Here is a 22563-nt window from a genome sequence, read left to right on the forward strand (position 1 = left end):
GTAAGTGATCACAGCTTGGCGATCATCAGCTTTTCACCATCGAGCCAGCATTGCACGGACTGGCCTTCGAGGTTGTCAGGAATCTGTTCGAACACGCGATATTGCCCGGCAATCGCCACAAGTTCAGCGCGGAAATCGGACACGAAGATGCGTGCCTTCTGGTCGCCCTGCGCGCCAGCCATGGCGCGCCCGCGCAAGCCGCCGTAGATGTGGATGTTGCCGTCGGCGATCACCTCGGCGCCGTTGGCGATGGCGCCGGTGACGATCAGGTCGCGGTCGCGCGCATAGACCTGCTGGCCCGAACGCACCGAACCGGCATGGTGCTGGGCACCTTGCATGCTGCCGGGAGGCGGCGCGGACAGGATCGGCTCGCGCTGCACCGATGGAGCGGCCGGTTCGGCTTGCCTGGCCGATTCGGCGGCGACCGGACCGCTGTTGACCGGCTCATAGGCGGCGCGAAACTTGGCGATCAGCGGCAACCCCATGCGCTTGGCCAGTGCTTCGGTCTCGCTGGTGCCATAGGCCAGGCCCACCGGCAGCATGCCGGCGCTGCGCACGGCTTCGAGCAGCGCGTCGACGGCGCCGTCATCGGGCAGGTCGAGCAGGTGGCTCAGGTCCAGCACCACCGCGGCACGGGCAAACATCTGCGGCGCGGCACGCACGCGGCGTTCCAGTTCATCGCACAGTGCGGCGGCGTCGACCCGGCGTACACGCACACAGGCAATACCGACCTGGCCGAAGCGCAAGTCACAGGCGTCGGTTGTCTCGATTTTTGCATTCATGGACGCCGCTCTCCAGCGAGGCGGCGTGGGGAAGAATCATGCAGGAAAGGGCGTTCGCGCTCGGCCAGCCACGGCACATCCGGCAGGCCACCATGCTCGAGCCAGGTGTCGCGCACATAGGCGTAGCTGGGCAGATCGCGGGCCAGCAGGCTGACCTGCGGGCCGTGTTCACCCATGCGCTGCTGGCCGACTTCCTGGAATCCGTAGGTGCCGTGGAACAGCACCACCACGTCGTCGCGTGGCTCCAGGAACACTTCGCAGGCGAGCAGCGGCACACGCACTTCGGCGTAGCTGTGCACGTCACAATAGAAGATCCGGCCCAGGCCATGACGCCGGTAGGCGTTCGCGATCACGATGCGGTCGATGTAGACGAACTGCGGGTAATGTTCGGCGAACCAGCGGTAGTTGGGACTTTCGTAATTGCCGCCTTCGCGCAGCGCGATCAGGAAGCCGGCCAGGTGGCCGTCGATTTCGGCCACGCGAAAATACTCGGCGTGCTCGTAGAAGTAGCGCAACTGGCTGGCGTCGAGGGCGAGGATGGAGCGACCGGCGGCGTTGTTGAGCGCCAGTACGGCATCCAGGTCGTGCTCGCACACGTCGCGGATGGCAAGGGCCATTCGTTGCTCCGCAATGATGGATTCGGGAACAAGGTCGACCAGCGGCCTTGCACAATGGTTCATTATGACATGCGGCCGTGCCCCTTACATCTCGCGATGGCACATGTAAAAGCTTCGTAAAACGGCAAGCTGCGGACGCCGCCGTCCATGACTTCTCGCGCATTGCGTGAAACGCCCGCACGCCCAATGATGCGGGGTATGCGCTGGCCCTTCTTCAATCACATCCGCCTGTTCCGCTACGCGGGCTTCTTTACCTATCTGTCGGCCGGCACGCCGTTGATTCCCTATTGGATCACCGAGCGGTTCGATCAGCTGCATCGCCCGAACTTCTCGTTGCTTCTTTGGACACTGTGCTACCTGATCTTCGGCCTGATGTACTGGATGCTGACCGAGAACCTGGGTTCGCGCCGCTATCCGGTTCTGAAGCTGCTGGGACTGGCTTTGATGACGGCAGCCGCCATGGCGGTAGGCTGGTACAGCCACAGCGGGCTTTCGGCCATGCTGATGGTGGTCGTCTCGCTGGTGCTGCCGTGGTTGCTGCCGTTCTGGCCGGGTGTTTTCTGGCTGGTACTGCAGCACCTGACTCTGGTGGCGATTTTTGTCACGTTCCCGGAATACGACCACAGCGTGATGGTCAGTTTCCTGCAGGCCAGTCTGTACCTGGGCATTTCGGTACTGGTTTTCATCACTTCGACGGTGGCGAGCCAGCAGGCCGAGCAACGCGAGGCGCAGCGGCGGTTGAATTCCGAGCTGCGCGCCACCCGGGCCTTGCTGGCCGAGTCCAGCCGCATCGCCGAACGCATGCGCATCGCGCGCGACCTGCACGATCTGATCGGTCATCACCTGACCGCGCTGAGTCTGAATCTGGAAGTGGCCAGCCACCTCACCAACGAGGCGGCCGGCGCGCATGTGCGCAAGGCGCAGAGCACCGCCAAGCTGCTGCTGGCGGATGTGCGTGAGGTGGTCAGCGAGTTGCGCCAGGACGATGCGATCGATCTGACCCAGGCGTTGCGCAGTCTCACCGAAGGCGTGCCCGGCTTGAGCGTGCACGTGGTCATGCCGCCGCGTTTCAGCGTCGAGGACCCGCGCCGGGCGCAGGTGCTGCTGCGCTGCGCGCAGGAAATCATCACCAATACCGCCAAGCATGCCGGCGCGCGCAATCTGTGGCTCAACTTTGCCTACGCCGGAGAAAGCCTGCTGGGCTTGCATGCGCGCGATGATGGTCGCGGCGCCGAGCGGGTCGAGCCGGGCAATGGCCTGTCCGGCATGCGCGAACGTCTGACCGAATTCGGCGGTAGTGTGACGCTGGAAACCGGCCCGAACCAAGGCTTCGCGTTGACCGTGCGATTGCCGCTGGGCGAGCACTCCGCGCTGGCGCACGCGCCGTCGCGATTTGAACCGCCAGCGCTGAATGTGTCGTAATCTTGGTGGTTCGCGCCGGCGTGCGAGAATGCGCCATCGTCGGGAGCGGCTTGCGTTTGCCGGTTCCAGTGCCACTGCCTGAGTCACGTTTGTCCGAGGATTCGCGATGATTTCCGTTTGTCTCGTCGACGACCAGAATCTGGTGCGCCAGGGGGTTCGTTCGCTGCTCGATCTGGCTGAGGATATCCGGGTGGTGGCCGAGTGCGCCGACGGCGCACAGGCTGTGCAGGACATTCCGCGGATCAAGCCCGATGTGGTGCTGCTGGACCTGCGCATGCCGAACATGAGCGGGTTGGAAGTGCTGCAGGCGCTTTCCGCACGCAATGAACTGCCGCCGACCATCATCCTCACCACCTTCGACGACGATCAGCTGGTACTGCAAGGCCTCAAGGCCGGTGCGCGCGGCTATCTGCTCAAGGATGTCTCACTGGAACAACTGGTGGAAGCCGTGCGCATGGTGGCCGCCGGCGGTTCGCTGGTGGCGCCGATGGTCACCCAGCGCCTGATGGCCGGCGTGGCGCGGATGCAGAACCATTTCACCAGTCTGGAGCAGCCCGATCCGCTGACCGAACGCGAGACCGAGATCCTGCGCCTGCTTTCCGGCGGCTACAGCAACAAGGAAATCGCCAACTCGCTGAAGGTCGCCGAGGGCACGGTGAAAAATCACGTTTCCAACATCCTGTCCAAACTGGGTGTGCGCGATCGCACCCGCGCGGTCCTGAAGGCGCTGGAGATGGGCATCGTTTGAGCCCGTCAGGGGCCTGACCGGTTACGCACCATGGCCGTCGGGCGCCGCGCCGCTGCTCGTTTTTTGGCCGTCCGGCTGTGCCGGCGTCAGCGGATAGCGTTCCAGCCCGCGAGCAAGTAACATCCGTAGCTTCGGCGTTTGCCGACCCCCTGTCACGGTCCCGCGGAGACCCGCGCGGCGGCTGGGGCGACATCTTAGGTTTGGCGTAAAGACGCTTCGGAGAACTCTGGAATGATGCGTGTCTTTGAATTTCTTGTTGCCCTGGTCATCGTTGCGGCACTCGGTGTCCTGGCGGCTGTAGTCATGCCCGGCAGTGGTCATGTGGAACGCGCGCTGGTCGTCGGCAAGGACATGCGGCAGGTCTATGACATGCTCGACAATTTTCGCCGGCTGCCCGACTACTCGGTGCTGCGTTCGCTCGACAAGGACGTGCAGTTCAATTTTTCCGGCAAGGCCTACGGCCCGGGTGCCGAAGTCAGCTGGGTCAGCACCGATCTCAAGCTCGGCAATGGCGGCCTGACCATCGCCAGCGCCACGCCGGAATTCGACAAGATCAACAACAACACCAAGAACGCCAGCATCGTCTGGAACCTGGATAACAGCTGGCGCGGCCTGGACAAGCATTTCACGCTGGACCTGGAGCGTCAGGGCAGTCGTGGGCAATTGACCCAGGTCACCTGGTCGTATGACGTGTCCTATGGCTGGAACCTGGTCAACCGGTTCGCCAACCTGTACATCCATGGCGATCCCGACTCGTTCATCCAGTTCAGTCTCAACAACCTGCAGAACGTGCTGGCCGGTGTGCCGAACATCGACTACAGCCAGCTGATCCCGTCCATCGAGCAGACCCAGCCGACCCCGGTGCTGCTGGTGTCCACCTCGATCGAGCGCAAGGAAGGGCTGGAAGGCCTGGACGACGCCGTCGCCAAGGCCACCACCGAGATTCAGGCTGCGGCCAAGAAGCTGGGCGTGAACGTGACTGGCCCGCGCATCCTGATCACCACCAACTATGGCGACCAGACCTACACCTTCGATGTGGCACTGCCGATCGATTCCAGCACGCTGACCGTCAATGGCCAGAGCGTGCAGCTGACCGCGGCAACCCCGCCGTCGCTGGACACCAGTGCACCGGCAGAAGCCGGTACCGCAGCCGCTGCCGCCTCGGACAACGTGGCCGTGGGCAGCCGCGATCGTTACGGCCGCGTGGCGGTGGATGGCAACGTGCGCGCCACGCTGGCGTTTGGCGGTGCAGCGCTCAAAGGCGTCTGGAATGGCACTTTCGCGGGTGTGCCGCAGACGCGCGACATGCTCAAGGCCTATGCGCAGACCCATGGCTACAAGTTCGACGACGTGGTCAACCGCGCCTACGACATCGTGGCGAAGCCGGAAGTGAAGGACGCCAGCGGCAACATCACGGCGTACGCGAAGTACAACGTATACCTGCCGATCAGCAATGCGCCGGAAAAGACCCCGGAGCAGGAAGCTGGCCTGCAGCCACCGTCGCTTGACGATGGCACTCAGACACCGGCGGCCTCGGGTTCGGCGCCGGCTCCGGCCGGCACGGCGGCAGCGCCGGCCGCGGGCGCCAGCGCCGGCAAATAAGCCGACCGCGGACTGTGCAGTACGGCAAGAGGCCCTTCCACCAAGGAAGGGCCTTTTCTTTTTCGGTGGCGGCAGCCGGCGACCCGGACGCAGGGGGCCGGCGCATGGGCCACGCCGAACTTTGTCGATGTCTTGCGGTACATTGCAGGGCGATCGGCGGTGTCACCTGCCAGCGCTCGATGCCCGTCACAGCCCGTCACCGGACATGATCGAAACCGACCAGCTCACCCGATGTTATGGCAACCTGACCGCCGTGGATGCGCTGAGCATTCGTGTCGAACCCGGCCAGGTGCTGGGTCTGTTAGGCCCCAACGGCGCCGGCAAATCCACCGCCATGCGCATGATCGCGGGGTTTCTGGTACCCACTTCGGGTACTGCGCGGGTGTGCGGCCATGACGTCAGCCGCGAACCGCTGAAGGCGAAGCGCGCCCTCGGCTACCTGCCCGAGGGCGCACCGAGCTACGGCGAGATGACGGTGCGCGAATTCCTGCAATTCATCGTCCGCATGCGCGGGTTCAAGCCGGATGCCGGCTATCGGCGTTTCGATGCGGTGGTGCAGCAGTTGCAGCTGGAGGAAGTGCTGGAGCTGTGCATCGACACGTTGTCGAAGGGCCTGCGCCGCCGTGTCGGACTGGCCCAGGCGATCCTGCACGATCCGCCGGTGCTGATGCTGGACGAGCCTACCGACGGCCTTGATCCGAACCAGAAGCACGCGGTGCGTCAGCTGATCGACGTGATGGCGCGCGAACGCACGATCCTGATCTCCACTCATTTGCTGGAGGAGGTGCATGCGCTGTGCAATCGGGTGGTGATCATCGCCCGCGGCAAGCTGCTGGCCGATGCCACGCCGGCCGAACTGGAGGCGCGCTCGCGCTATCACGGTGCCGTATCGTTCAGCGCGCCGGGCAGCGGCATGTCACAGGAGATGCTGGGCCGGTTGCCGCAGGTCGCGGCGATCGAGGTCGACCCATTGGACGGCCGCATCACGGTGTTTCCGAAACCGGGCGAGCGCATCCTTGGGTCGGTCGAAACGCTGTTGCGCGAGCAGGGACTGGAGGTCTCGGAGATCCAGCTCGAACGTGGCCGGCTGGACGAGGTATTCCGCCAGATCACCACGGCAGACAGCGGCGCTGCCGGGAGCCCCGCATGAATCCGGTCAGCGCCGTGATGCGCCGTGAGTTGCGCAGTTACTTCGTGACGCCGGTGGCCTACGTGTTTCTGGTGATCTTCCTGGTGCTGGCCGGCATTCTCACTTTCTATGTCGGCGATTTCTACGAACGCGGCCAGGCCGACCTGCAGCCGTTCTTCGCGATGCATCCGTGGCTGTACCTGATCCTGGTGCCGGCGATCACCATGCGCATGTGGGCCGAAGAATCCAAGGGCGGCACGCTGGAGTTGCTGCTGACACTCCCATTGACGCTGTGGCAGGCGATGCTCGGCAAGTTTTTCGCAGCGTGGCTGTTCATCGGGCTGGCGCTGGTGCTGACGTTTCCGATCTGGATCACGGTCAACTACCTCGGCTCGCCGGACAATGGCGTGATCGTGGCCGGTTATCTGGGCAGCTGGCTGATGGCCGGCAGCTTCATCGCGATCGGCGCGTGCCTGTCCGCACTGACCCGCAGCCAGGTGGTAGCGTTCATTCTCAGCGCACTGGTATGCGTGCTGCTGATTCTGGTCGGTCAACCGCAGGTGCTGGATTTCTTCTCGGGCGCCTTGCCGCGCCGATTGATCAATGCGGTGGCACATCTGTCCATGCTGCGGCATTTCGAGGCGATCGCCCGTGGCGTGCTCGATGTCCGCGACCTGCTGTACTTCCTGCTCAGCATGATCGGCTGGCTGCTGGCCGGCGTGTTGCTGCTCGATCTGAAACGGACGCGCTGACGCCATGCCCGGTTCGCGCCTGCACCGCATATTTTCCACGCCGCTGCGGCTCACCCGCCGCGCCGTGCTGTACGCCGGGCTGGTGCTGCTGGTGCTGGTTTTCGTGCCGCTGATCGTGGCCAGCAGCCGCTGGCTGCATGCGTCGCGGATCGATCTCACCACCGACCAGCTGTACACGCTGACGCCGGGTACGCTGCATATCGTCGACACCTTGCAGCGGCCGTTGCGGCTGACCTTGTATTTCTCCGATCACGCGACCCGCGACCTGCCGCAGCTGCGCAGCTACGAACAGCGCGTGCGTGAAATGCTGCAGGAGATGGTGGCGCGCTCGCATGGCCGTATCCGTCTGCAGGTCATCGATCCGGTACCGTACTCCGACGACGAGGCAAGCGCCGAGGGCGGTGGGCTGACCGCCGCCAATGGCGGCAGCAACGGTGAGCGGGTGTTTTTCGGACTTGCCGGCAGCGCCATGTCCGGCGGCAACCTCGACGGCGACAACGCGGAGGACCGCGTGCCGGAGAAGACACTGGCGATCGCGTTCTTCGATCCGGCCCGCGAGGCGTTCCTCGAGTACGACATCGCCAAGCTGCTGTATGAATTGAATCAGGTCAGCAAGCCGTCGATCGGGGTGATCAGCTCGCTGCCGGTCGATGGCAATCCCGTGCTCAGTGAGCAGCCGTGGACCGTAATGCAGCAACTCGGTCAGTTGTTCGACGTGAAGACGCTGAATCCGGCGACGCTGAAACAGGTCGATGAGCACATGAAGGTGCTGCTGCTGATCCAGCCCAAGCGTTTGCCGCCCGATGCGCAGTACGCGATCGACCAGTACGTGCTGCGGGGCGGCCATCTGGTGGTTTTCGTCGATCCGGATGCGGAGCTCGACAACACGCCGTACACCGCCGACAGCCCCACGTTCCCCGATCACGGCTCGGATCTGCCGCGCCTGTTCGCTGCCTGGGGGGTGAGTTACGACCCGAACAAGATCGTGCTGGATCGCGCCCGCGCACTGCAGATCGAGCTGGCCGGCAGCAGCCTCAATCATCCGGCGATGCTCGATCTCGGCGAGCAGGAGCTCAACCGCAACGATGTCGTCACCGCCAGCCTGCAGCGCCTCAACGTGTCCACCACCGGCTACTTCGACCTCGCACCGGATGCGCACACGCGGCTGATCCCGCTGTTGCAGAGCAGTGCCGAAGCCGAGGTGGTACCCACGCAGCGGGTGCTCGATGCCAGCAACGATCCCGCCACGCTGCTGCAGAATTACAAGGCAGACGGCGCCCATTACGTGCTGGCAGCGCGCCTGCGTGGCACCTTCGGCAGCGCGTTTCCCGAGCGAGCGGCCCTACCGGGCCACCTGGTGCACTCCGCGCCCAATGCGGAAGTGATTCTGGTTGCCGATACCGATCTGCTCAGCGACCGGTTGTGGGTGGAGCCGCAGACCATCCTCGGCGAAACCATGATGCGGGTCTTCGCCAATAACGGCGATTTCGCCATCAATCTGGTGGACAACCTCAGCGGCTCCTCGGCATTGCTGTCGATCCGCGGGCGCTCCACCTCGCAGCGGCCGTTCACGCGGGTGCAGGCACTGCGCAATGTGGCCGACCAGAAGTTCCTGCAGAAGGAGCAGGAGCTGGAACAGGAGTTGGCCGATACCCGGCGGAGATTGGACGAGCTGCAGCCGGCCAAGGGCAGCCACGCCAGCACGGCTACCGCGGAACAACGCCGCGAGATCGAACAGTTCCGGAAGCGGCAGCTGGCGATCAACAAGGAACTGCGCGACGTGCAGCACCAGCTCAACGCCGAGATCGACGCGCTGGGTCTGCGCCTGAAGTTCATCAACATCGTACTGGTGCCGGCGCTGGTCGTGCTGATCGGCCTGCTCTACGGCTGGCGCCGCAACCGCTACAGCCGCCAGCGCCGCTGAAAGCGGCAATCTGCCGCAAGCTCGGCGCATCGGTGCGGCAGATTCCGTCGACGTGCGGCATTATGCTGGGCGGTCGCCGGCAGTTGCCGGTGCGAACCGGATCGCTGGTACCGTCATCGTGATCGCAACGTTGCTGAAATGGATCGTGCCGTGGGAGTTTTCGTGGGTATTCCTCGCGGGCTTCCTGCTGACCTGCGTGTTGTACCTGCGCGGCAGCCGCCGACGGTCGGTGAGCTTCAGCCGCCAGCTGGCGTTCTGGACCGGCATGGCGATCATCTACCTGTCGCTGCACACTTACCTGGACTATTACGCCGAGCATGAGTTCTTCATGCACCGGATCCAGCAGCTGCTGCTGCATCATCTGGCGCCGCTGCTGATCGTCACCGCGTTTCCGGGCACGGTGTTGCGTGCCGGCATGCCGCTGGCGTGGCGCGTGCATGTGCTGCAACCGCTGCGCCGCTGGTGGCCGTGGCGGATCGTCAGCGGCGTGCTGCTGAATCCCACGGTGGCGACACTGCTGTTCATCGGCTTCATCGTGATCTGGCTGATCCCGTCCATGCAGACGCTGGCGATGCTGGACTGGCGCATCTACCGTTTCATGAACTGGAGCATGCTGATCAGCGGCTTTGCCTACTGGTCGCTGGTGCTCGACCACCGGCCGCATCCGCCGGGACGGATGACCACCGGGCTGCGCGTGCTGTCCCCGGCGATCACGATGATGCCGCAGATCCTGGCCGGCGCGATCATCACATTCTCCAAGACCGACCTGTATCCGATCTTCGAGATCTGCGGGCGTGCGTTCACCTTCAACGTGCTCACCGGTCAGTTGATCGGCGGCGTGATCATTTGGGTGCCGTCGGCGTTGCTGGAATCGATCGGTGGCCTGATGGCGCTGCGTCAGTGGCTGCGTCTGTCACGCAATGGCCGCTTGCCGCGCAGGCCGCTGCGTCAACATTCGGCGGCTGCAGCTGCCAGAGTCAATGCAGGCCGCCCGTCGTAGGAGCCCGCTGGCGGGCTCCTACCGGATAGCCAGATGCGTGGATAAATGCGCCGCGACCTCAGTGTCCAGAGTGATCATCCCCGGCATCCATGGCATTGGCCGGACGCGCGAGGAAGTCGGTGGCTAGCCTGCTGCCATCGGTGAAGTTGAGCGTCAGCCTGACCGTGTCGCCGGGCTTCACCGTTGCATTCGCCTGCATCAGCATCAGGTGATAGCCGGCCGGCGCCAGCACCGCTTCGCCATGTGCCGGCACGCTCAGCGCATCGACCATCGTCATGCGGCTCATGCCGCCGGCGGTCGAACTCCGGTGCAGCATCACGTCGGCGTAGACCGTGCTGCTGGCGCCGCTCAGCGCGATCGCTTGATCGCCATCGTTCCGCAGTGTGACGTAGGCACCGGCGGGCAAGTTGCCGGGCAGTACGCGGATCCAGGCATGACTGGCATGGACGTGGTCGGCGGCGCCGGCATGTGCGGCGCCGGTCAGCAACCAACCGGCGAACAGGATCGACAACGCGGGTGACTTCATGGCGTGGCTCCGGTATCGAGCAGCAGATGCAGATCGTGCACGAGATCATCGTGCGAGGCGGACGGCGTGGCCAGCACGCGCGCCTTGCCGTCGCGGTCGAACACATAGATCGCCGAACTGTGGCTGACTTCGTAGCTGCCGTCGGCCGAACCGGGTTCGCGGGTGAACGCCGAGCGATAGCGCTTGCTCAGCGCCTCGGTCGCCCTCGCGTCGCCGGTGAGGCCAACCGCGCGCGGGTCGAATGCATTGACATAGGCATGCATCACCGCCGGCGTGTCGCGTGCCGGATCGACGCTGACGAACAGGATCCGCGCGCCATCGGCCAGCGGCCCCAGCCGCTGCATCACCACATGCAGCTGGGCCAGGGTCAACGGGCAGACATCGGGGCAGTGGGTGTAGCCGAAATACAGCAGCGCCACCTTGCCGCGGTAGTCCGCGCCGGTCACCGCCTTGCCGTGATCGTCGGTGAGCTTGAAATCGAGGTCGGGCATGTGGCCGCTGATGTTGGTCAGCCGGAACGGCAGCTCATCGTGTCGGCAGCCACCCAGCAATAGGCCGGCGACCAGCAGCAGGGCAGGGAGAAAGGCGCGGCGGAGCTTCATGCGAGAATCCGGATCTTCAACCGGTCAAGCATACGACAGTGGTCGGGACGCAGGTCCGGCAAACGGGAAATTCCACGATGATGCGACAACCTGTCCATGCACGAGCCGGCCTGCTGGTCGGCCTGGTCGGCGCCAGCGCGGTATTGCTGGGCGCGTTCGGTGCGCATGCCTTGCGGGACGTGCTGGATGCGCCGAGCCGCGAGTTGTGGCACACCGCAGTGGATTATCACGTCTGGCATGCGCTGGCGCTGGCCTTGGCGGCGGGACTGGGGCGTGGCCGCAGCGGACGTTTCGCGCTCGCCGCGTTTGCCATCGGCATCGTGCTGTTCAGCGGCAGCCTCTACGCGCTGGCGCTCGGTGCGCCACACTGGACTGGCATCATCACACCGTTTGGCGGACTGGCCTTCATCGCTGGCTGGATCGCGCTGGGCCTGTCGCTGGGCTTGCCCGGAGACGACTTACGCGAGGATTGACGCAGGCAGGCCCGTCATTCGCCTGTCATGCCGCTGAGTCAGCATGCGCGCATGAAGCTGGCCGCGATTCTCCGCACGCATCCTTGGTTGTCCGCTGCCGGCATGCTGGCGGCGCTGCTGACCATCGTGCTGAACGGCTTTGGCCTGGTTCGTCCGCTGCCAAGATCAGGCGCGTTGATGCATTGGCGCGATGCCGGCAGCGACTTGTTGGTAGTCGCCGATGACGAGGCCAACCAGCTGGCCGTGTATGACGCTGCCGATGGACGGCTGCTGCAACGTCTCGGCCCCAGCGCCGTGGGCAATGTCGCGGCGCTGGCCCAGCGCGATGGCCGCTTGTTCGTCGTGGACGATGACGGCACGCGGAATGAGCTCAAGTTGCCGCAACTGAAGACGGTTGCCTCCAGCGCGCACTGACACACCGAGGTCAGAGGTGCGCTGCCAGCGGTACCGCCACGTGCAGCACCAGATCCGCGCAGAAGTGCGCCAGCATCGCGTGCTCCAGTCCGTACTTCCAGAACAGCGTGCCGGTCAGCAGCCCGACCAGGGCATTGAGCAGCACGATGCGGGCGATCGCGAGTGGCGTGTGCGCTATGCCGATGGCAAATGCACCGGGCAGATGGGCGGCGCCGAACAGCAGCGCGGCCAGCCCGATCGCCACGACGAACATCCACGATCGCGCCTGTTGCCGGGTGATCCATGCCAGCAGCCATACGAACAGGCTGACCAGAAACAGGCGGCATTCGATCTCTTCGACGATGCCGCCGTAGAACGAGGCCAGCGCACCGCGCCAGGCGGAGCCGAGCCCGGCACCCATATCGGGGGCGTGGTGCCACGGTGATCCGATCAACTGGATGCCGACCACCAGCAACGCGGCCAGCACGCCGAGCAGTGCAGCCAGCCACCAGCGTGCCTGCCGCGACGGATCGCGCGGTTGACCATAGACCCAGGCGCGTAGCCATGGCGCATCGAGCCCGAACCGCGCGCCGAGGAACAGGCCCAGCCAGCCAAGCGCCCAGCACAACACACCTGCCTGCAGCGCTTGGGCAGCCAGCAACACCCACAGCGGAACCGGCGCGGCAGCGAGCTTCAGAGGCATCACCGCGACGAGATAAGGACTCAGCGCCAGCGTGGCCAGAATTCCCGCGACGCCGAACAGCAGCGCCAGCTTCAGGTGGGGTCCGTTCGAATGGGGTCCGCGTGTCGATGGATCAGACTGTGTCATGGCATCACTCCTTGCTGCGGCTTGGCGCTTCCCCTGGATGAAGCTGCTCAGCGCGGCCGTTTGAAGTACAGCAGCGTCGGCTGAGCAATGCCGGCACAAACGGCGGTGACCAGTTCCCAACCCTGCGCGCCTTCGCGGTTGAGTACGGCCAGGGTCTCTTCATCGGTCGGCGTCAGCGTGAGTTGCAGGCCGCCGCCGCCATGTTTCAAGGTGATCACTTTGTATTCCCACGTCGCAGACATCGGGTTCTCCTCGCTGGAAAATTCAGTTGTCGTCGTCCGTCACCGGCTCGCTCTTGCCGGGCTTCAGCCGGCCCGCTTTGCGCAGCGCCTCGCGCAACACGTATTCGATCTGCGCGTTGACGCTGCGCAACTCGTCGTCCGACCAGCGTTGCATGGCATCCAGTACGGCGGCGCTGATGCGCAGCGGATAGGCTTTTTTCTCTCCGGCCATCGCGGGGCGTCAGTACAACGTGCCGGTATTCAGCACCGGCTGGGTGCCCCGCTCGCCGCACAGCACCACCAGCAGGTTGCTGACCATCGCCGCCTTGCGCTCTTCGTCGAGCTGGACCACGCCGCGCTTACTGAGCTGGTCCAGCGCCATCTCGACCATGCTCACCGCGCCCTCGACGATTCTGGTACGGGCCGCGATGATGGCGCCGGCCTGCTGCCGCTGCAGCATCGCCTGGGCGATTTCCTGGGCATAGGCGAGGTGGCTGATGCGCGCCTCCACCACCTGCACGCCGGCCTTGCCGAGGCGGGTCTGGATCTCGTCGCGCAGGTGCGAGTTGATCACGTCGCCATGGCTTCGCAGCGATGGCTTGCCGTCGTCATGCGCATCGTAGGGATAGCTCTGCGCCATCTGCCGCAGCGCCGACTCGCTCTGGATGTGCACGTAGTTCTCGTAGTCGTCGACGCAGAACACGGCCTCGGCGGTATCCAGTACCTGCCACACCACCACGGCACCGATCTCGATCGGATTGCCGTCGCTGTCGTTGACCTTCAGCTTGCCGCTCTCGAAGTTGCGCACGCGCAGCGAGATGCGCCGCCGGCTATAGAACGGGTTGCTCCAGCGCAGGCCTTCTGTGCGTACCGTGCCGGCGTATTTGCCGAACAGCTGCAGCACTTGGCCTTCATTCGGCGCGACCTGGAAAAAGCCTTTCAGCATGAAGCCGAAAAAGGCCAGCAGGATCACGCCGGCGATCGCCGAGGCTGCCGGCTGCCCTTGCGCAGCAGGCAGGACCAGTGCGATGCCGATCGCGGCAAGCACGACGCACAGCCCGATGAAAGGAATGCCGGCGACGGAAAAACCATTGCGTTCGTTCATGTGTCGTCTCCCTTAAGTGAGAATATTAGATATCAATTTGATATCTAATGCAAGCGGATGCTGCACGCTTTGCCTATGCCGGACGGGCCGTCCCGTGCCCGGCCGCATACAATGCCGATTTGCCTGCAGCGGAGAACTCGATGAAGCCATTCGGCACCCCCCATTCCGACCATGCATTGCGCGTCCTGTTGCTGGGCGCCGGCGAGCTGGGCAAGGAGGTGGCGATCGAACTGCAGCGCTATGCGGTGGAGGTGATCGCGGTGGACCGCTACGCGAACGCACCGGCAATGCAGATCGCCCACCGCAGCCACGTCATCGACATGCTCGATGGCAAGGCGTTGCGCGCGGTGATCGAGCTGGAAAAGCCCGATCTGGTGGTGCCGGAGATCGAGGCGATCCATACACCGACCCTGATCGAGCTGGAAAAGGAGGGCCAGCGGGTGATCCCGACCGCCCGTGCGGTGTGGCTGACGATGGACCGCGAAGGCATCCGCAGACTGGCTGCCGAGGAGCTGAAACTGCCGACCTCGCCGTATCGCTTCTGCGACAGCGAAGCGCAGTACCGCAATGCGGTGGCCGCGATCGGTTACCCGTTCGTGATCAAGCCGGTGATGAGTTCATCCGGCAAGGGTCAGAGCGTGGTGCGCAGTGAGGATGAATTGCAGCATGCATGGGACTACGCACAGTCCGGCGGTCGCGCCGGCAAAGGCCGGGTGATCGTCGAGGGCTTCGTGGATTTCGACTACGAGATCACCATGCTGACGGTGCGGCATGCCGGCGGCGTCAGCTTTTGTGCGCCGATCGGCCATCACCAGGAAGAAGGCGATTACCGCGAGTCGTGGCAGCCGCAGCCGATGAGCGAGGTCGCGCTGGCCGAGGCGCAGCGGCAGGCCGCGGCGGTGACGGGAGCGCTGGGTGGCTGGGGCGTGTTCGGCGTGGAGTTCTTCATCAAGGGCGACGCAGTGATCTTTTCCGAAGTCAGTCCGCGCCCGCACGATACCGGCCTGGTCACGCTGATCTCGCAGGAGCTTTCCGAGTTCGCGCTGCACGCGCGGGCGATCCTTGGCTTGCCGATTCCTGTGATCCACCAGTACGGGCCGTCCGCCTCATGTGCGGTACTGGTTGAGGGTGATGGTGCGGCACCGCGTTACCACGGTGTCGGCGAGGCGCTGGCCGAGCCGGACACGCAACTGCGCATCTTCGGCAAGCCGACCGTCAGCGGTCGCCGGCGCATGGCGGTGACGCTGGCGCGCGCCGAGTCGCTGGAGGCGGCGGTGGGTAAAGCGGTGCGTGCGGCGGGCCGTCTGCGCGTCGAGTTGTAAGCGTAGGCGATGCGCTAGGCTGAAAGACACAACAGCTGATTGAGAGGAAGCAGGTATGGAGTCAACCGGGTTTGCGCACTGGCTGGTAGTCGTGGTGGAGCTCTGCACGGCGTTCGCCCTGTTGCTGCTGGCGCTGGCGGTCATGGTGGTGCTGGTGACCTGGGTGGTCGACCGCAATCAGACCGGCAACGCGGTATTGCGCAATTTCCCGGTGATCGGCCACTTCCGCTACTGGTTCCTGCACCTGGGCGAATTCTTTCGCCAATACCTGTATTCCAGCGACCGCGAGGAGATGCCGTTCAATCGCGCCGAGCGTACCTGGGTGTATCGCGCCGCGAAGAACGTCGACAACACCAATGCGTTCGGTTCCAGCCGCGACCTGCGCGCCGAAGGCGTGCCGTTCTTCGTCAATGCGCCGTTTCCGGATCTCGGCGTGGATCACGTCAAGCCGGTTCCGGTGACGATCGGCCCGTATGCACGCGAGCCGTATAGCCATGCACCGTTCTTCAACATTTCTGCGATGAGTTTCGGCGCGCTGTCGGCACCGGCGGTGCGTGCGCTGTCGCGCGGCGCGGCCAAGGCCGGGATATGGATGGATACCGGCGAAGGCGGTCTGGCGCCGTATCACCTCGAAGGCGGCTGCGACATCATCTTCGAAATCGGCACCGCCAAGTACGGCGTGCGCACGCCCGATGGCAAGCTCGACGACGGCAAGCTGCTGGCGATCTGCGCGCACAAGCAGGTGAAGATGGTCAGCATCAAGCTGGGCCAGGGCGCCAAACCGGGCATGGGCGGTCTGCTGCCCGGTGCCAAGGTCACCGCGGAAATTGCGGCGATCCGCGGCATACCGGTTGGCGAGGACTCGCAAAGCCCGAACCGCCACCTCGACATCGGCAACGTGTCGCAACTGATGGATAGCATCCGCCACATCCGCGAGCTCACCGGCAAGCCGGTGGGCTTCAAGGCAGTGCTCGGCGGTGTGGAATGGATCGGCGAGTTGTGCGATGAGGTGCACCGGCGCGGTATCGAGAGCGCGCCGGATTTCATCATCGTCGACGGCTCCGAAGGCGGCACCGGCGCCGCGCCGCAGACCTTGATGGAAGGTGTCGGCCTGCCGCTGCACGAGGCCTTGCCGGCGCTGCTCGACATGCTGATCGTCAAAGGCTTGCGCGAACGCATCAAGGTGGTCTGCTCGGGCAAGTGCATCACCGCCTACGACGTGGCGTGGGCGCTGTCGATCGGTGCGGACTTCGTCAATTCCGCCCGCGGCTTCATGCTGGCGCTGGGCTGCATCCAGTCATTGCAGTGCAATCGCAATACCTGTCCCACCGGCATCACCACGCAGAATCCGAAACTGCAGCGCGGCCTGGTGGTAATGGACAAGAGCGAGCGCGTCTACCACTACGCCACCAATGTGATGAAGGAAGTAGGCATCATCGCGCACAGCTGTGGCGTCAGCGAGCCGCGTCAGCTCAATCGCGGACATTGCCGCGTGGTGGGCGATGACGGCTTGTCGATCCCGCTGGAGAAGCTGTTTCCGTATCCACAACCCGCCGCGGCCGAATGACAGCGGTAGGAGCCCGCCAGCGGGCTCCTACCGACAAAGTGGGCGCTTACGGCATTGCGATCCAGCCTTCGGCCGTACGAATCTGCAGCGGTCTGAATCGTCGCTTGTAATCCATCTTCGGATGGCCATCGATCCAGAAACCGAGATACAGCCATGGCATGCCGCGGCGGCGGGCTAGCGCCAGCTGTTGCAGGATCGCAAAGGTGCCCAGGCTGCGCGCGGTTTCGTCGGGGTCGAAAAACGTATAGACGGCCGAGATGCCATTGATGCAGATGTCGGTGACGGCCACCGCGAGCAGACGTTCGCCGAGGCGCAGTTCCACGAACAAGGTGGGGCTCCACGGCGCAGTGAGGAAGCGGCGAAAGTCGCTGGCTTCCGCATCGTCCATGCCGCCTCCGGCGTGGCGGCTTTGCAGGTAGCGTTCGTATAGCGCGTGGCGTTCACGGTTGTAGCCGGGGATCGATTCGCTGACGACGAGGTCGGCATTGCGCTTCAGGCAACGGCGCTGCGCACGATCCGGCAAGAAGTTCGCCACGTCGATGCGGCATGGCGTGCACGCATGGCATTGCGGGCAATGCGGAAAATACAGATGGCCGCCGGCCCGGCGAAAGCCGCGTTCCAGTGCCGGGCCATACAACTGGTCAAGTTGCGGCGCGGCCGGATCCAGCACCAGATTCTGCGCGGTGCGGTCGGCATAGTAGCCGCACGCATGGGGCAGGGTCTGGAACAGGCGGACTTGGTCGGAGCGGCGCATATCCCGATTCTATGCCTGCGCAGCGGCAACGCACCATCGGGTGTCAGATCACGTGCAGGTAGCGCATGACCACCATGGCGAACCCGGCCAGCACCAGCAACAGCACGATGCGGCGCACTCTGGCCGCGGTGTGCTCGCGCCGCATCTCGGGCGTGGGATTGCGGGCGGCGGCCAGTTCCTCGCCGTGGCGGATCACCGGCTCGATACCGATCTCGCGCAGCAGCGCCCGGGCCTTGGTGTAGTCATCGGCGCTGGTGATCCACACTTGCGCCCAGCTGCTGCGGTCGTCGTTGCGCTGCGAGTAGCTGAACCGCTGCCAGGTCGGGCGGTTGTAGTTGGAGCGATTGACCACGGTGGCCTCGATGCCGTGTTCGGCCATCAGGGCGACCACGAGATCGATGCTTTCGTTACGGGGTGAGGTAAAGATCTGGCGCATAGGCGCAGTTTACGCGATCGGCTCAGTCGCCGCGGACGCGGATCAGGCCTTCCTGTGCCGTGGAGGCGACCAGCCGGCCATCGCGGCTGAAGATCTGCCCGCGGGCCAGGCCGCGGCCGCCCTGCGCCGTCGGGCTGTCGAACGAATACAGCAGCCATTCGTCGACGCGGAACGGGCGATGGAACCACAGCGCATGGTCGAGGCTGGCCATCTGCACGTTGTGGGTGAGGTAGGAAATGCCGTGCGGCAGCGTGGCCGTGCCGATCAGGTGGAAGTCCGACGCATAGGCGAGCAGCGCGCGGTGCAGGATCGGCGAATCGCTGATCGGCGAGGTCAGCTTGAACCAGATGTGCTGGATCGGCGGCCGCTTGGCCGGCCGATACTCGTCACGCGGCCACACCTGGCGGAACTCGAACGGGCCGTCGATGCCGAGCCAGCGCTGCAGCTTCACCGGCAGCCGGGCCAGTTCCTCCGGCGGCAGCGGGTGCAGCGGCTCCAGATCTTCCGGTGCCGGGACTTCGGGCATCGAGGTCTGATGTTCGACGCCGGTTTCAGGCAGATGGAACGAGACCGAGCCGTTCAGGATCGGCTGACCGTGCTGGATAGCCAGCACCCGCCGCGACGAGAAGGTGCCGCCATCGCGTGCACGTTCCACGCTGTACACGATGGGCGCGTCGATATCGCCGGCGCGCAGGAAATAGGCGTGCAGCGAATGCGCTTCGCGCAATGGGTCCACCGTTTCCTGGGCCGCCGCCAGCGCCTGGCCCAGCACCTGGCCGCCAAACACGAATCGGGTGCCGATGTCGCGGCTCTGGCCGCGGAACAGGTTGTCCTCCAGCCGTTCAAGCTGCAGAAGATCGACCAGTTCGGTGACGTGGTTTGGCGACATGGGCGAACGGCTCGACAAGGCGGGAAGCGGCGATTATAGCGGTCGCGGCCTTGTGCTCCTGCGCTGCCCGCAGGGGGCAAGCCTAGTGCGTGCCGATCCGGGTCAACCCGCTGCCTTCCAACACTTCGGTCCATGGAAACAGCGGGCCGGGGTCGAGCTTGCGATGGATTTCCCGTGCGGGGTCGTCACTGGCCGGCATCAGCGCGGTATCCAGTTCCTCATGCCCGGCGATTTGCCGCAGGTTCGGGAAATCGCGGCGCAGCCCGGCGAGCAAGGCGCGCAGCGCACCGATCTGGGCGGCGCTGTACGGCTCGGTCATCTGCTGGTGCCGCGAGTCCCACCAGTGCGGGTAGCGGCCCAGGTTGACCAGCTCGATGCCGATCGAGTTCGGGTTGTGGCCGCGCACATGATTGGCGACGCGGGTGCCAGGAACGTAGCGGTAAACCGCGCCGTCGCGGTCGATGTAGTAGTGGCCGCTGTTGCCGGCGCCGCTGGCGTGCAGCACTTTCTCGCCGTATTCGCGGGCCGTGGCCAGGTCCGGCAGCTCGGTGCAGTGGATCACCACCAGTTCCACCGCGTCGGCGGGCCGCTCGGGCAGGCGGGCGACGTAAGGCAGCGGTTGGTCGTGAATGGTCAGAGGCATCGGCCAAGTCTCGCACGCACCAGGGCCGCCCGGAAACGTCGCCTGTTACCATGCGGGCCTTGCTTTCAGCAGTTTCATGGAGACCGCCATGCGCGGCCAGATCATTCTTTCGCACGGTTCGGAGTCCAGTCCCGACGCCACCAAGGTCAGCGCACTGGCCGCATTGGCTGCCTCGCTGGGCTGGCATACGCAGCGGCCGGATTACGGCACCGACGATGCACGCGGCCACGCCGGTTCGGTGGCGCCGCGGATCGCCCGCCTGCGCGCCACCATCGAGGCGCTGGATGCGCCGCCGCTGCTGGTCGGTTCCAGCATGGGTGCGTTCGTGTCCGGGCTGGTCTCGCTGGATGTGCCGGTGGCCGGTTTGCTGCTGCTGGCCACGCCCAGCGAGATTCCCGGTTACGCGCGCGCGTTCGACCTGCGCCGTGACGTGCCTACGCTGCTGATTCACGGTTGGCGCGACAACGTGTGCCCGCTGCCGGGCGTGCAGGCTTTCGCTGCCCAGCGTCGCCTGCCGCTGCTGGTGCTGGACGACGACCATCGGCTGAGTGCGAGCATGGATATGATCATCGCCCAGTTCAGGCACATGCTCGATCAAGTGGCGGCCAAGGCATGAGCCATTATTTCGCGACCTGCCCGAAGGGGCTGGAATACCTGCTGCGCGACGAACTGATCGCGATCGGCGCCAGCGACGTGCGCGAGGCGCTGGCTGGCGCGCATTTCTCCGGCACGCTGGAAACGGCATACCGTGCCTGCCTGTGGTCGCGCCTGGCCAGCCGCATTCTGCTGCCGCTGGCCGAGTTCGATGCGGCTGACGATGATGCGCTGTATCGCGGCGTCCAGGAGATCGACTGGAGCCGACATATGGCCGCGCATGCCACCTTTGCGGTGGACGCCGGCACGGCGATGAGCAAGCTCACCCATAGTCAGTTCATCGGTCTGCGCACCAAGGATGCGGTGGTCGACCAGTTTCGCCAGCGCGACGGCAACCGGCCGGGTATCGATACCGATGAGCCGGACATCCGGATCAACCTGCGTCTGCGGCGAGATCGCGCGACCGTGTCGCTCGATCTTGCCGGCTCGCCGTTGCACCGCCGAGGCTGGCGCGAAGAACAGGGCGAGGCGCCGCTGAAGGAAAACCTCGCCGCCGCAATGCTGCTGCGCGCGCGCTGGCCGGAGGTGTACGCCGCCGGTGGTGCGCTGCTCGATCCGATGTGCGGTTCCGGCACGCTGCTGATCGAGGGCGCGCTGATGGCCGCCGACGTGGCCCCGGGTCTGCGCCGCGAGTACTTCGGCTTTCTTGGCTGGCAGCAACACGACATCGCGCTATGGCGCGGCCTGCTCGATGAGGCGAAGCAACGTGCCGAGGCCGGCCTGCGCGGATTGCGCAGCATCTTCTTCGGCAGCGACGCCGACCCGCGCATGGTGCAGACGGCCAAACGCAATGCACAGGAAGCGGGCGTGGCCGGTTTCTTCACCCTCGACAAGCAGGATATGACCCACGCAGCACCACCGCCGGGTGTCGACTACGGCCTGGTCATCACCAACCCGCCATATGGCGAGCGGCTTGGCGAGCGGGCCGAAATGCCGAAGCTGTATCGCGCGCTGGGCGACACCTTGCGCAACCGCTTCAGCGGTTGGCGCGCCGCCGTGCTGGCCGGCGACGTGGAGCTGGGCCGGGCGATGCAATTGCACGCGGACAAGCGCTATGCGCTGTACAACGGCGCGCTGGAAACCGTGCTGCTGACCTTCGATCTGAGCAAGCGCGAAGAAGCGCCGCGCGAGCCGAAGCCGTTGTCGGCCGGCGCACAGATGCTGAAGAATCGGCTGGAGAAAAACCTCAAACACCTGCGCAAGCGGTTGACTCGCGAAGGTATCCACTGCTGGCGTGCCTATGATCAGGATCTGCCTGAGTACGCCGCCGCAATCGACGTGTACGGTGCCACGAACGGCGACGACCACCTGCACATCCAGGAATACCGTGCGCCGGCCGATGTGCCTGCGGACGTCGCCCGCCTGCGCTTGCGCGAGATCGCCCGTGTCGCCGGCGAAGTGCTTGGCGTGCCGCGCGAGCGCATCGCAATCAAGACACGTGAACGGGGCAAGGGCGGTTCCAAGTACGGCCAGCTCGATCAGCGCAACGAGTTCATCGAGGTGGACGAAGGTGGCCTGAAGTTTCTGGTCAACCTCACCGACTATCTCGACACCGGGCTGTTCCTCGATCACCGGCTGGTGCGCGCGAAGGTACGTGAGCTTGCCGACGGAAAGTGTTTCCTCAACCTGTTTGCCTATACCGCCACTGCCAGCGTGTATGCGGCGGCCGGCGGCGCGTTGGAAACCACCAGCGTGGATTTGTCGGCCACCTATCTGGAATGGGCGTCGCGCAATCTTGCTCTGAACGGCTTCAGCGGATCGAGTCATCGGCTGATGCAGTTCGATGCGCTGGAATTCCTGCAGCGCGACCGCGGCCATTACGGGCTGATCTTTGTCGACCCGCCCACTTTCTCCAATTCCAAGCGTGCCGACGATTTCGACGTGCAGCGCGACCACGTGAAACTGCTCGATGCCTGCAACGAGCGGCTGACCCGTGACGGCGTGATTGTGTTTTCCAACAATTTCCGCCGCTTCAAGCTCGACCGCACGGAGCTTGAACAACGCTTCGAGATCGAGGACTGGACCGCACCGAGCATCCCGTTCGACTTCGCCCGTCGCGCCGACATCCACGGCTGCTGGCTGCTGCGGCGGCGCAAAGCTGAAGCGGGGATCAACCCCTGGGATACCGCGCGCATCAAGAAGTGAACCCTTCAGACCGCATTAAGCGGATCGA

The 22563-nt window shown here is 64.9% G+C and carries 25 protein-coding genes; 13 read left to right on the plus strand and 12 right to left on the minus strand.

The features are described from left to right. Window positions 1–8: 8 nt before the first annotated feature. Entirely contained in the window at window positions 9–782 is a 774-nt protein-coding gene (gene minC, locus BUA26_RS15885; RefSeq protein ID WP_072761836.1) for a septum site-determining protein MinC, read from the minus strand. Further along, window positions 779–1399 (minus strand): GNAT family N-acetyltransferase, encoded by a 621-nt coding sequence (locus BUA26_RS15890; RefSeq protein WP_072761837.1) that lies wholly within the window; start codon window positions 1397–1399, stop codon window positions 779–781. Before BUA26_RS15890 ends, minC begins: the two co-directional genes overlap by 4 nt. 198 nt (window positions 1400–1597) lie before the next feature. Between BUA26_RS15890 and BUA26_RS15895 the strand changes: the two genes are divergently transcribed. From BUA26_RS15895 to BUA26_RS15925, 7 genes are all read left to right on the plus strand, one after another. Beyond that, entirely contained in the window at window positions 1598–2821 is a 1224-nt protein-coding gene (locus BUA26_RS15895) for a sensor histidine kinase (RefSeq protein ID WP_072761838.1), read from the plus strand. A gap of 106 nt (window positions 2822–2927) precedes the next feature. Beyond that, complete coding sequence (locus BUA26_RS15900) at window positions 2928–3569, plus strand: response regulator (RefSeq protein ID WP_072761839.1); 642 nt, start codon at window positions 2928–2930, stop codon at window positions 3567–3569. A gap of 231 nt (window positions 3570–3800) precedes the next feature. After that, window positions 3801–5171 (plus strand): SRPBCC family protein, encoded by a 1371-nt coding sequence (locus BUA26_RS15905; protein ID WP_072761840.1) that lies wholly within the window; start codon window positions 3801–3803, stop codon window positions 5169–5171. A gap of 205 nt (window positions 5172–5376) precedes the next feature. After that, window positions 5377–6321 carry an ABC transporter ATP-binding protein gene (locus tag BUA26_RS15910; protein ID WP_072761841.1) on the plus strand — a complete coding sequence of 315 codons (945 nt, stop codon included), beginning with the start codon at window positions 5377–5379 and terminating at the stop codon, window positions 6319–6321. Further along, complete coding sequence (locus BUA26_RS15915) at window positions 6318–7052, plus strand: ABC transporter permease subunit (RefSeq protein ID WP_072761842.1); 735 nt, start codon at window positions 6318–6320, stop codon at window positions 7050–7052. The genes BUA26_RS15910 and BUA26_RS15915 overlap by 4 nt, the downstream gene beginning before the upstream one ends. A 4-nt stretch (window positions 7053–7056) precedes the next feature. Next, on the plus strand, window positions 7057–8976 hold the full coding sequence (locus BUA26_RS15920) for a GldG family protein (protein WP_072761843.1): 1920 nt from the start codon (window positions 7057–7059) through the stop codon (window positions 8974–8976). Between the two features lie 118 nt (window positions 8977–9094). Next, on the plus strand, window positions 9095–9976 hold the full coding sequence (locus tag BUA26_RS15925; protein ID WP_072761989.1) for a cytochrome c oxidase assembly protein: 882 nt from the start codon (window positions 9095–9097) through the stop codon (window positions 9974–9976). A 58-nt stretch (window positions 9977–10034) separates the two neighbouring features. Here the strand turns inward: BUA26_RS15925 and BUA26_RS15930 are convergent, their stop codons facing one another. After that, window positions 10035–10502 carry a copper chaperone PCu(A)C gene (locus BUA26_RS15930; RefSeq protein WP_072761844.1) on the minus strand — a complete coding sequence of 156 codons (468 nt, stop codon included), beginning with the start codon at window positions 10500–10502 and terminating at the stop codon, window positions 10035–10037. Further along, window positions 10499–11104 carry an SCO family protein gene (locus tag BUA26_RS15935; RefSeq protein WP_072761845.1) on the minus strand — a complete coding sequence of 202 codons (606 nt, stop codon included), beginning with the start codon at window positions 11102–11104 and terminating at the stop codon, window positions 10499–10501. Before BUA26_RS15935 ends, BUA26_RS15930 begins: the two co-directional genes overlap by 4 nt. Before the next feature lie 80 nt (window positions 11105–11184). Between BUA26_RS15935 and BUA26_RS15940 the strand changes: the two genes are divergently transcribed. Both BUA26_RS15940 and BUA26_RS15945 read left to right on the plus strand, forming a co-directional pair. Beyond that, window positions 11185–11577, plus strand: a complete 393-nt coding sequence (locus BUA26_RS15940; protein WP_072761990.1) for a DUF423 domain-containing protein — start codon at window positions 11185–11187, stop codon at window positions 11575–11577. 51 nt (window positions 11578–11628) lie between these two features. Continuing rightward, window positions 11629–11991 (plus strand): hypothetical protein, encoded by a 363-nt coding sequence (locus BUA26_RS15945; RefSeq protein ID WP_143154305.1) that lies wholly within the window; start codon window positions 11629–11631, stop codon window positions 11989–11991. 10 nt (window positions 11992–12001) lie between these two features. Here BUA26_RS15945 and BUA26_RS15950 read toward each other — a convergent pair whose 3' ends face one another. From BUA26_RS15950 to BUA26_RS15965, 4 genes are read right to left on the minus strand one after another with little or no spacing between them, the layout of a single operon-like run. Further along, complete coding sequence (locus tag BUA26_RS15950) at window positions 12002–12799, minus strand: CPBP family glutamic-type intramembrane protease (protein ID WP_072761847.1); 798 nt, start codon at window positions 12797–12799, stop codon at window positions 12002–12004. A 47-nt stretch (window positions 12800–12846) separates the two neighbouring features. Continuing rightward, window positions 12847–13041, minus strand: coding sequence for a DUF4177 domain-containing protein (locus BUA26_RS15955; RefSeq protein WP_072761848.1), 195 nt, complete (start codon window positions 13039–13041; stop codon window positions 12847–12849). 22 nt (window positions 13042–13063) lie between these two features. Then, on the minus strand, window positions 13064–13252 hold the full coding sequence (locus tag BUA26_RS15960) for a type II toxin-antitoxin system antitoxin (protein WP_072761849.1): 189 nt from the start codon (window positions 13250–13252) through the stop codon (window positions 13064–13066). Window positions 13253–13261: 9 nt separating this feature from the next. Beyond that, the gene (locus BUA26_RS15965) at window positions 13262–14125 is read right to left on the minus strand and encodes an SPFH domain-containing protein (protein WP_072761850.1); all 864 of its coding nucleotides are present in this window, start codon (window positions 14123–14125) and stop codon (window positions 13262–13264) included. 140 nt (window positions 14126–14265) lie between these two features. Here BUA26_RS15965 and purT point away from each other — a divergent pair, with 140 nt between their 5' ends. Then, on the plus strand, window positions 14266–15447 hold the full coding sequence (gene purT, locus BUA26_RS15970; RefSeq protein ID WP_072761991.1) for a formate-dependent phosphoribosylglycinamide formyltransferase: 1182 nt from the start codon (window positions 14266–14268) through the stop codon (window positions 15445–15447). A 55-nt stretch (window positions 15448–15502) separates the two neighbouring features. Then, the gene (locus BUA26_RS15975) at window positions 15503–17014 is read left to right on the plus strand and encodes an FMN-binding glutamate synthase family protein (RefSeq protein WP_072761851.1); all 1512 of its coding nucleotides are present in this window, start codon (window positions 15503–15505) and stop codon (window positions 17012–17014) included. Window positions 17015–17060: 46 nt separating this feature from the next. Here the strand turns inward: BUA26_RS15975 and BUA26_RS15980 are convergent, their stop codons facing one another. The 4 genes from BUA26_RS15980 to BUA26_RS15995 all read right to left on the minus strand — a co-directional run bounded on the left by BUA26_RS15980 (window position 17061) and on the right by BUA26_RS15995 (window position 19736). Then, window positions 17061–17768, minus strand: a complete 708-nt coding sequence (locus BUA26_RS15980) for an arginyltransferase (protein ID WP_072761852.1) — start codon at window positions 17766–17768, stop codon at window positions 17061–17063. A gap of 43 nt (window positions 17769–17811) precedes the next feature. Beyond that, window positions 17812–18204, minus strand: coding sequence for a hypothetical protein (locus BUA26_RS15985; RefSeq protein ID WP_072761853.1), 393 nt, complete (start codon window positions 18202–18204; stop codon window positions 17812–17814). 22 nt (window positions 18205–18226) lie between these two features. Beyond that, on the minus strand, window positions 18227–19093 hold the full coding sequence (locus BUA26_RS15990; RefSeq protein ID WP_072761854.1) for an acyl-CoA thioesterase: 867 nt from the start codon (window positions 19091–19093) through the stop codon (window positions 18227–18229). 82 nt (window positions 19094–19175) lie between these two features. Further along, window positions 19176–19736: an N-acetylmuramoyl-L-alanine amidase gene (locus BUA26_RS15995; RefSeq protein ID WP_072761855.1), complete on the minus strand. Its 561-nt coding sequence runs from the start codon at window positions 19734–19736 to the stop codon at window positions 19176–19178. 88 nt (window positions 19737–19824) lie between these two features. Here BUA26_RS15995 and BUA26_RS16000 point away from each other — a divergent pair, with 88 nt between their 5' ends. Together BUA26_RS16000 and rlmKL are read left to right on the plus strand one after the other, a co-directional pair. Further along, window positions 19825–20352 (plus strand): alpha/beta hydrolase, encoded by a 528-nt coding sequence (locus BUA26_RS16000; RefSeq protein WP_072761992.1) that lies wholly within the window; start codon window positions 19825–19827, stop codon window positions 20350–20352. Further along, the gene (gene rlmKL / locus BUA26_RS16005) at window positions 20349–22535 is read left to right on the plus strand and encodes a bifunctional 23S rRNA (guanine(2069)-N(7))-methyltransferase RlmK/23S rRNA (guanine(2445)-N(2))-methyltransferase RlmL (RefSeq protein WP_072761856.1); all 2187 of its coding nucleotides are present in this window, start codon (window positions 20349–20351) and stop codon (window positions 22533–22535) included. Before BUA26_RS16000 ends, rlmKL begins: the two co-directional genes overlap by 4 nt. The last annotated feature ends 28 nt before the right edge of the window (window positions 22536–22563 follow it).

The organism is Rhodanobacter sp. OK091 (assembly GCF_900142825.1).
Classification (GTDB): Bacteria; Pseudomonadota; Gammaproteobacteria; order Xanthomonadales; family Rhodanobacteraceae; genus Rhodanobacter.

Excerpts from the sequence above, each read along its gene's own strand:
- BUA26_RS15955 (WP_072761848.1), bottom strand. The coding sequence starts at position 13,041 with ATGTCTGCGACGTGGGAATACAAAGTGATCACCTTGAAACATGGCGGC.
- BUA26_RS15990 (WP_072761854.1), bottom strand. The coding sequence starts at position 19,093 with ATGTCGCCAAACCACGTCACCGAACTGGTCGATCTTCTGCAGCTTGAA.
- BUA26_RS15890 (WP_072761837.1), bottom strand. The coding sequence starts at position 1,399 with ATGGCCCTTGCCATCCGCGACGTGTGCGAGCACGACCTGGATGCCGTA.
- BUA26_RS15960 (WP_072761849.1), bottom strand. The coding sequence starts at position 13,252 with ATGGCCGGAGAGAAAAAAGCCTATCCGCTGCGCATCAGCGCCGCCGTA.
- BUA26_RS15965 (WP_072761850.1), bottom strand. The coding sequence starts at position 14,125 with ATGAACGAACGCAATGGTTTTTCCGTCGCCGGCATTCCTTTCATCGGG.
- BUA26_RS15980 (WP_072761852.1), bottom strand. The coding sequence starts at position 17,768 with ATGCGCCGCTCCGACCAAGTCCGCCTGTTCCAGACCCTGCCCCATGCG.
- minC (WP_072761836.1), bottom strand. The coding sequence starts at position 782 with ATGAATGCAAAAATCGAGACAACCGACGCCTGTGACTTGCGCTTCGGC.
- BUA26_RS15920 (WP_072761843.1), top strand. The coding sequence starts at position 7,057 with ATGCCCGGTTCGCGCCTGCACCGCATATTTTCCACGCCGCTGCGGCTC.
- BUA26_RS15995 (WP_072761855.1), bottom strand. The coding sequence starts at position 19,736 with ATGCCTCTGACCATTCACGACCAACCGCTGCCTTACGTCGCCCGCCTG.
- BUA26_RS15900 (WP_072761839.1), top strand. The coding sequence starts at position 2,928 with ATGATTTCCGTTTGTCTCGTCGACGACCAGAATCTGGTGCGCCAGGGG.
- BUA26_RS15985 (WP_072761853.1), bottom strand. The coding sequence starts at position 18,204 with ATGCGCCAGATCTTTACCTCACCCCGTAACGAAAGCATCGATCTCGTG.
- BUA26_RS15930 (WP_072761844.1), bottom strand. The coding sequence starts at position 10,502 with ATGAAGTCACCCGCGTTGTCGATCCTGTTCGCCGGTTGGTTGCTGACC.
- BUA26_RS15895 (WP_072761838.1), top strand. The coding sequence starts at position 1,598 with ATGCGCTGGCCCTTCTTCAATCACATCCGCCTGTTCCGCTACGCGGGC.
- purT (WP_072761991.1), top strand. The coding sequence starts at position 14,266 with ATGAAGCCATTCGGCACCCCCCATTCCGACCATGCATTGCGCGTCCTG.
- BUA26_RS15905 (WP_072761840.1), top strand. The coding sequence starts at position 3,801 with ATGATGCGTGTCTTTGAATTTCTTGTTGCCCTGGTCATCGTTGCGGCA.
- rlmKL (WP_072761856.1), top strand. The coding sequence starts at position 20,349 with ATGAGCCATTATTTCGCGACCTGCCCGAAGGGGCTGGAATACCTGCTG.
- BUA26_RS15950 (WP_072761847.1), bottom strand. The coding sequence starts at position 12,799 with ATGACACAGTCTGATCCATCGACACGCGGACCCCATTCGAACGGACCC.
- BUA26_RS16000 (WP_072761992.1), top strand. The coding sequence starts at position 19,825 with ATGCGCGGCCAGATCATTCTTTCGCACGGTTCGGAGTCCAGTCCCGAC.
- BUA26_RS15910 (WP_072761841.1), top strand. The coding sequence starts at position 5,377 with ATGATCGAAACCGACCAGCTCACCCGATGTTATGGCAACCTGACCGCC.
- BUA26_RS15940 (WP_072761990.1), top strand. The coding sequence starts at position 11,185 with ATGCGACAACCTGTCCATGCACGAGCCGGCCTGCTGGTCGGCCTGGTC.
- BUA26_RS15975 (WP_072761851.1), top strand. The coding sequence starts at position 15,503 with ATGGAGTCAACCGGGTTTGCGCACTGGCTGGTAGTCGTGGTGGAGCTC.
- BUA26_RS15945 (WP_143154305.1), top strand. The coding sequence starts at position 11,629 with ATGAAGCTGGCCGCGATTCTCCGCACGCATCCTTGGTTGTCCGCTGCC.
- BUA26_RS15915 (WP_072761842.1), top strand. The coding sequence starts at position 6,318 with ATGAATCCGGTCAGCGCCGTGATGCGCCGTGAGTTGCGCAGTTACTTC.
- BUA26_RS15935 (WP_072761845.1), bottom strand. The coding sequence starts at position 11,104 with ATGAAGCTCCGCCGCGCCTTTCTCCCTGCCCTGCTGCTGGTCGCCGGC.